This window comes from Salinibius halmophilus, from assembly GCF_003577475.1.
GTDB classification, from domain to species: Bacteria; Pseudomonadota; Gammaproteobacteria; order Pseudomonadales; family Natronospirillaceae; genus Salinibius; species Salinibius halmophilus.
Genome location: NZ_QPEP01000005.1, coordinates 249069 through 255077 on the forward strand (window position 1 = coordinate 249069; position 6009 = coordinate 255077).

Consider the following 6009-nt stretch of genomic DNA (forward strand, 5'->3'; position numbering starts at 1 on the left):
TGTACCGCTACTCATAATGCAGTCATCCATCAGTTAGGCTCAACAGTGCATTGCTCGCAAATGACCTATCAACTGTTCACTACCGATAACACAAACGCCTTCTTTGCCTCTGAGTAGCGATCAATATCGTCCCCACACTCATCGGCTAACTTAAGCTTGAGCATTAAATATTCTTGTCTTAACGCTTCGCTTGCGATGAGCTTATCTCTAAACACAACCAGTTCTCGCCACCGCGAAGTGCCTTCTACGACTACATGGGCAAAGTGGGTTTTAGTTTGATAACTATCGTCATTGTACTTAGCTAACACGACGGAATCGGGAAATGTTTTCTTTATTCGAAACCACTTCTGTGCTGCCAATGCCCTTAGGTCAACGCTATTTAGGTCTGCTAGATCTTTTAAGCCAATTGCAATATCTACGATAGGCTTCGCATCGATCCCAATACTAGTACTGCCAACGTGTTCTATTTTTGGGCTACATGCAGAGAATTTCGACGCCAAAAATTCCCGCTCGGTTTGATAAGCCGAAATCCAGCTCGGTGTGTATGCTACAATAGTTATCATATAAATCCATTTTATCCATGCCGCAACAAACACTAAAATCACGTATTTGTCATTAGATTACTTTTTGTTAAGCTTACTTAACTGAATATCAGGCAGGTTATTCGCTACCTCTAGATACGTTTATTTTGATAGAAGTACGTCTAGTACAGGCGTGATAGGTTCTGCCCATATTTCTGGCAGATCAACTTCCCCCTCAGTGACAATTGGAAATGCCAAGCACTCGGTTGGTGGGCAGAAATTAGCTGAAACCCCCGCTTTATTGCCTCGAGCCAATGCTGCCAGCAGCGACCAAGTGAAAGGAGGTCCAGCGACCGTAATGAGCGAGGCTAGCTAGCCTAGTTAGGCGAACTACCACCGGAACCTGTCGGGATCAGTCTGCTCTAGGATCTCACCAGACAGTTTCGATAATAAATGTTCATCTGCCAGACCTTCACATCGAATAGCAATGAGTTGAATTTTTGCTTTTGAACGGCTGTGGTCGTCAAATATCAAGGCCATTTTTTTGTCCGTGTTTTCAACAAGTTTATAAAGTAGTAAATACCTATTGTGGACATGCTCTTTTTCATCGGTAATTACTTCTTCAAATTCTTTCAGCGCTTGACTGCAAAACTTCTCAATTGCTTTCTCTTTAATTTGTTTAAAAATCTTCCAGTCAGACTCTTTCATGATTTTTCCATTCTATTTGCCTAACGCCCGCATTCGCGGAAATTTGTATGAAAAATGCGATTATTAAATAATTCTTTGCTTGATTTACTCATAAGTTCCCTGAACTGGCCACCATTAATGGGTATTGAATAGCACTGCTCATGCAAGTGAAGCGCTTTTTTCCGTTGTCTCAGTTTCATCCAGGAATTCGATAATGGTTTGCAAGGCAAAAAGCTTTCGTTATTTCCGCCCCCATTCCTTTCCCCCCATTTCTACCAATCGAGAGGCGGCTCGTCGAAAGGAAAAAGCGAGATCATTGGCAGACGAGAATTGTGCCAGTGACACGCCAATTAGACCCGTCGCCGACCACTCCACATGCTCCCCCTCTTTGGTGCGAATCATGGTCGTCGCGAAGGCACTCGAGTTTCCCCCATTCTCACTGACAAACAGTTCTTCATCTCCATCACTGCTTACAACTTCTGCTTCAAAATCGACAAATAGTTCGTCGAGCGGGACTTGTGCCGCTAGCACCAAGCGGGTTCGAGATTCATAACATGCGTCAATGAGGGTCACGAATCGTCGCGCTTCGTCGAGGTGATTGGCGTCCAATTGGGGGACGTTGTCTATGATGATGACCGGAAATCGCTCGCAGAGGGCAATAAAATCTGCCGCGCCGAGCGGTTGGTAGCACAACTCGGAGAAGCTAAACCAAGCGCACCGGTCGTTTAATCGGGTAACCTGAACGGTGCGACCGAACGAGACTTGTATGACCTCAGCTGCCGATCCAGTACCACCAAATATTTCTTCCAAATGCGCCTGCGTGTTATTTTCACTGTTGTAATCACCGTTATTATCGCCATGAACATCCTTGCATGACCAAAAATAGGATTGACCATTCGGCCGAGTTTCGAGTCGATAATCCTTGGTGGAACCCTCCATGGAAACAATGTCGAACCTGTTTTTTAACATGTCGATGAATGGCAAAAAGAGGGACCGGTTAATGCCTCCCTTATATAAGTCATCGGGGGAGCGATTCGAGGTAGCCACTACCACGACATTAAAATCCAACAATAATAAAAACAGTCTTTTTAAAATCATGGCATCGGCAACGTCTGTTACTTGAAATTCATCGAAACAGAGGAGTTGGGCTTCTTGTGCCAATTGTTGCGCAATGATTGGCATCGCATCACCAAGTGGGTGCTTCTGTTTGTAAACAAAGATTCGATGATGGACGTCTAGCATGAATTCATGAAAGTGGACGCGGCGTTTGGTAATTTTTGCCTGTTTGTGGCGGTCATTATTACAACGAGCGTCATCATCAGGCGCATTAACCGACTCGTAAAAGAGATCCATTAGAAAACTCTTGCCGACCCCGACCGGTCCATGAATGTAAATGCCCCGCGGTGGTGGACCAAAAGACCACAAATGAACCTTCTTTCGCAGAAAAGACTCGGCGGATGCCATGGCTCGTGCCAGGAACAATAGTCTACTGCTTTTTCGGTTGCCTTCTGTTGGATTATTGGTAAGCAAGGGTACTGGTGGGAGCAAGACAATAGACTCGTGCAGGGCATCTAGCTTTGCCGCCAGAGAGACTTGCGCGCCATCTTTTTGCACCGCCCCCGTGGCTACCATGCGTTCATAAGCCGCTGCCACGGGGCCTGTCGAGCAGCACCGCTGAGCGACGCGATGTTTATCTATCATCATCTTCTTCGTCATGGAGCTAATTAGTTTGTCACCATGACGGTATAGTACTCGGTGTGGGTAGCAATGGATTTGTAGCAGAGACACAAGTTTCAGAGTTCAACTCGTAAAAAATTAGCATTACTATCCCAATTCTAGCGCTGCGGTTCGGACAGAGCAGTCAAATTCCGCCGTTTATCTGTGCTTCGAATCCTGCTGTGTTACCAGACAAAAGCAGCGGTTTTTGGCAGGGTTATTCCAGCCGCGCGTTGTAATGGTTTGCGTGCCAACTTGGCTTGTTTCAAGTATGCTTTTCAAGGAATCTTACAATTTTACCAAGTTTACGCGCATACTCTATTTCATTCTTTGTGCTATCGCCGATATAACCGCCTACATTCAACACTAAGATTTCATCAGACATATCGATTTTGTGCTCGTGCAGCTTACCAAGCATTTCTTGTTGGGTCTGGGTTAACACGACGCCTTCAGCATGATCAAAACCACCTACCGAAAGTACAATTTTGCCCGCCATAGTTTCGCTGGCATTAGCTTCAATAAATGCTTCTTTAAATTTGGTACTACCACAAAGTGTTACTACTACTGGTTTCACTTAGTTCTCTTTAAACCATAACGCTTTACACAGCCGCGGCGCGGCTGGCGGTAATTTTGGAACAAAATTTGTGACAGCTAGTGCCATCTGCTGGTGCAACTGGTTAGGGTGTGCGCTGCCAAGATATATCAATCTTTCGATGCTGCGCGACACAGTCTCTCAGATAGAGGTTGATTAGGCTTTGATACGGAACACCACTTTCTTCTGCCATTTCCTTAAAGTACTCAATTACATCTTCACCAAGCCGCATCGTCACTGGCTTCTTAAGCTTTGATGCATAAGGGTTCTTGCGCGATTTCAATTGTGAAAGGTCATATTCGTCTTTCATTTCAACCACCTTGATAATGCTTCTGTTCCGTCTTCGTTGCCTTTCCCTTGGCTGGATCCCATTCAAATCTAATCATATTTACATTGTATGTACGAAGTGGCTAATTTTCAAGCACCCTAACGCCGTGCACAACGGCCGAGTGTAGCGAGGTCCAGCCAGCTTTGCTGGCGATGCTGCTTGGCCTTGTTAACTGTGGGCTTGAATAAGTTCATTGACCCACTCCTTAAGTTTTGGGATTACTTCTTGGATTTCGGATTCAAACCCTTCTTCATCAAAGTAACCCTCGGTTTCTATTTTGTACTGCCAATCTCTACCTTGCTGATACACTGAATAGGGAAATCCTTCTAGTGCTTCGATTGACTCGTATACCCTTTGTGCAAACGCATCCCGATCTTTACGATTTTTATCGTAATCATCTATTTCGATTAAAAGCCTTTCTAAAACCGCTTTATTCGACATTGCTTACTCGATGCTTTCGTCCAGTTAACGCCCAATTAAGGTGTGAGGCACGCAATACCGATGCCACCGCATACCACCTTAATCACTAAAATTAACGCATAGTAAAAATGCCACGCGTGCCGAATCACTCTTAAATTGTTTGTTAGTTTGCGTGCCAAAGTGACACAAGAATTGCTTATTGCACACTTTAAGACCATAATGCACATGTGACATTTTGACACAATAGGAGATAACATTATGGCTACTACTTTGCCCCGCATCACCGCTAGAGTTGATGTCGATACACAAGACTTACTTACTAAGGCTGCCGCGATCGCCGGCATGTCTAGCATCAACTCGTTTGTTTTAAGCGCTGCAATCGAAAAAGCTAAACAAGTCATCGAACGTGAACAGGCTTTAAAACTGAGCCAAGCAGATGCGATGTTGCTCATGGAAGCTTTAGATCGTCCTGCAACACAGAACTCAAAACTAAAAGCTGCTGCTGATCGATACGAGAGCAAAACTCAATGATGAATACGGTACTTCTAGATAAAGCTAAACACGATAGAAACCGATTCAACTGTGGCATCGAAGCTCTCAATAATTACTTAAAAGTAATGGCGAGTCAGCAAGCAAAGAAGGACAACACCAGAACATTTGTTTTGGAAGATGATAGCGATAACTCACATGTTATCGGCTTTTACACGCTAACAATGACACCAATTGACTTAAAGGCATTGCCTGATAAGTTACAAAAAAAGCACCAATCATCCACCTCTGGTGGTCTGATTGCCCGCCTTGCTGTCGATGACCGATACAAAGGGAAAGGCTTTGGTGAGTGGCTGCTTATCGACGCACTCAGAAAGCTATTAGCCGCTAGTGATAGCGTTGCATTTCCAGTTGTTATCGTTGATGCCAAAGACGGTGCGAAACACTTCTATGAACGCTATGGTTTTCAAGCATTTGAAGACGCAGAAAATAAACTCTTCATCACCATTGCTGATGTGAGAGCAAGCTTAGGCTAGTTAATCGCTAGCCTTTAGCAAACTAACGCCGCGCTCTGCGGCAATTTTGTAGCGCAGCGTAAAAATTGTCCGCCAGCAGCGCTTTGTTAGGCATTGTTCTCTCTAACCTGAGCCAAGCACAGGATTACGTGCATGATTCTATCTGCCGTGGAATAATTGAAGGCACCTACTGGGCTGATTCCATGGCATACGTCATTTCGCATATTCCAACCGCGTTGGTCAGTAAGTAGCATCCTGAAATAGAACGATGAATCAGCACCAAAACAGTCTTCTACCCTTTCATCTCTTAGTAAATCGTCAAACGTCCTCAACTGTAGCCCACCCTGCCTATTTTTCCTTAAAGTAGCGCCCCCCATTAGCTCCACTAGCGTTCGAATAGCTGCCTCTGCCTGGGGAACCAGTATATGTATTGCAGAGATATAATCCTCGGCAAGGTAAGCTTGGAGGCCAGTATGAATAAGATCCTTTTTAGACTCTTCGAATATAGGTGACTGGAATATATATTCGGTCAATTCTTGAGCGTCAAATTCGTAAACTTCAGAGGCTTTGTTAAATAAATGTCTGAGAAAAAATGAGTCAACATTCATATTTTGTGAAAGCCCCTATAGGTCAACATAGTTTTCACATAAACCTGTGCAGAGAGAACTATGAACCGATACGCACCAGAACGTAAAGAAGCCATCCTCAAAAAATTGGCACCACCGAACAATATGTCCGTCG

Annotated in this window: 9 protein-coding genes; 2 read left to right on the forward strand and 7 right to left on the reverse strand. The window is 44.5% G+C overall.

The window, feature by feature from the left end:
* Positions 1-68: 68 nt before the first annotated feature.
* The 6 genes from DUW71_RS07710 to DUW71_RS07740 form a co-directional block, all read right to left on the reverse strand.
* Positions 69-563 carry a GrpB family protein gene (locus DUW71_RS07710; protein ID WP_119394668.1) on the reverse strand — a complete coding sequence of 165 codons (495 nt, stop codon included), beginning with the start codon at positions 561-563 and terminating at the stop codon, positions 69-71.
* A gap of 348 nt (positions 564-911) precedes the next feature.
* Complete coding sequence (locus tag DUW71_RS07720) at positions 912-1229, reverse strand: hypothetical protein (protein ID WP_119394669.1); 318 nt, start codon at positions 1227-1229, stop codon at positions 912-914.
* A gap of 219 nt (positions 1230-1448) precedes the next feature.
* Positions 1449-2912 carry a cell division protein ZapE gene (gene zapE / locus DUW71_RS07725; RefSeq protein WP_199671176.1) on the reverse strand — a complete coding sequence of 488 codons (1464 nt, stop codon included), beginning with the start codon at positions 2910-2912 and terminating at the stop codon, positions 1449-1451.
* A 277-nt stretch (positions 2913-3189) separates the two neighbouring features.
* Positions 3190-3498 (reverse strand): hypothetical protein, encoded by a 309-nt coding sequence (locus DUW71_RS07730; protein WP_119394671.1) that lies wholly within the window; start codon positions 3496-3498, stop codon positions 3190-3192.
* 103 nt (positions 3499-3601) lie between these two features.
* Positions 3602-3826 carry a BrnA antitoxin family protein gene (locus DUW71_RS07735; protein ID WP_119394672.1) on the reverse strand — a complete coding sequence of 75 codons (225 nt, stop codon included), beginning with the start codon at positions 3824-3826 and terminating at the stop codon, positions 3602-3604.
* 186 nt (positions 3827-4012) lie between these two features.
* On the reverse strand, positions 4013-4285 hold the full coding sequence (locus DUW71_RS07740; protein WP_119394673.1) for a hypothetical protein: 273 nt from the start codon (positions 4283-4285) through the stop codon (positions 4013-4015).
* A gap of 237 nt (positions 4286-4522) precedes the next feature.
* On the opposite strand from DUW71_RS07740, the gene DUW71_RS07750 reads away from it, so the two are divergent.
* Together DUW71_RS07750 and DUW71_RS07755 are read left to right on the forward strand one after the other, a co-directional pair.
* Positions 4523-4795, forward strand: a complete 273-nt coding sequence (locus DUW71_RS07750) for a type II toxin-antitoxin system TacA family antitoxin (protein ID WP_017420534.1) — start codon at positions 4523-4525, stop codon at positions 4793-4795.
* Complete coding sequence (locus DUW71_RS07755; protein WP_038940770.1) at positions 4792-5289, forward strand: GNAT family N-acetyltransferase; 498 nt, start codon at positions 4792-4794, stop codon at positions 5287-5289. Before DUW71_RS07750 ends, DUW71_RS07755 begins: the two co-directional genes overlap by 4 nt.
* Positions 5290-5375: 86 nt before the next feature.
* Here DUW71_RS07755 and DUW71_RS07760 read toward each other — a convergent pair whose 3' ends face one another.
* Positions 5376-5876 carry a DUF4209 domain-containing protein gene (locus DUW71_RS07760; RefSeq protein WP_119394674.1) on the reverse strand — a complete coding sequence of 167 codons (501 nt, stop codon included), beginning with the start codon at positions 5874-5876 and terminating at the stop codon, positions 5376-5378.
* Between the last annotated feature and the right edge of the window lie 133 nt (positions 5877-6009).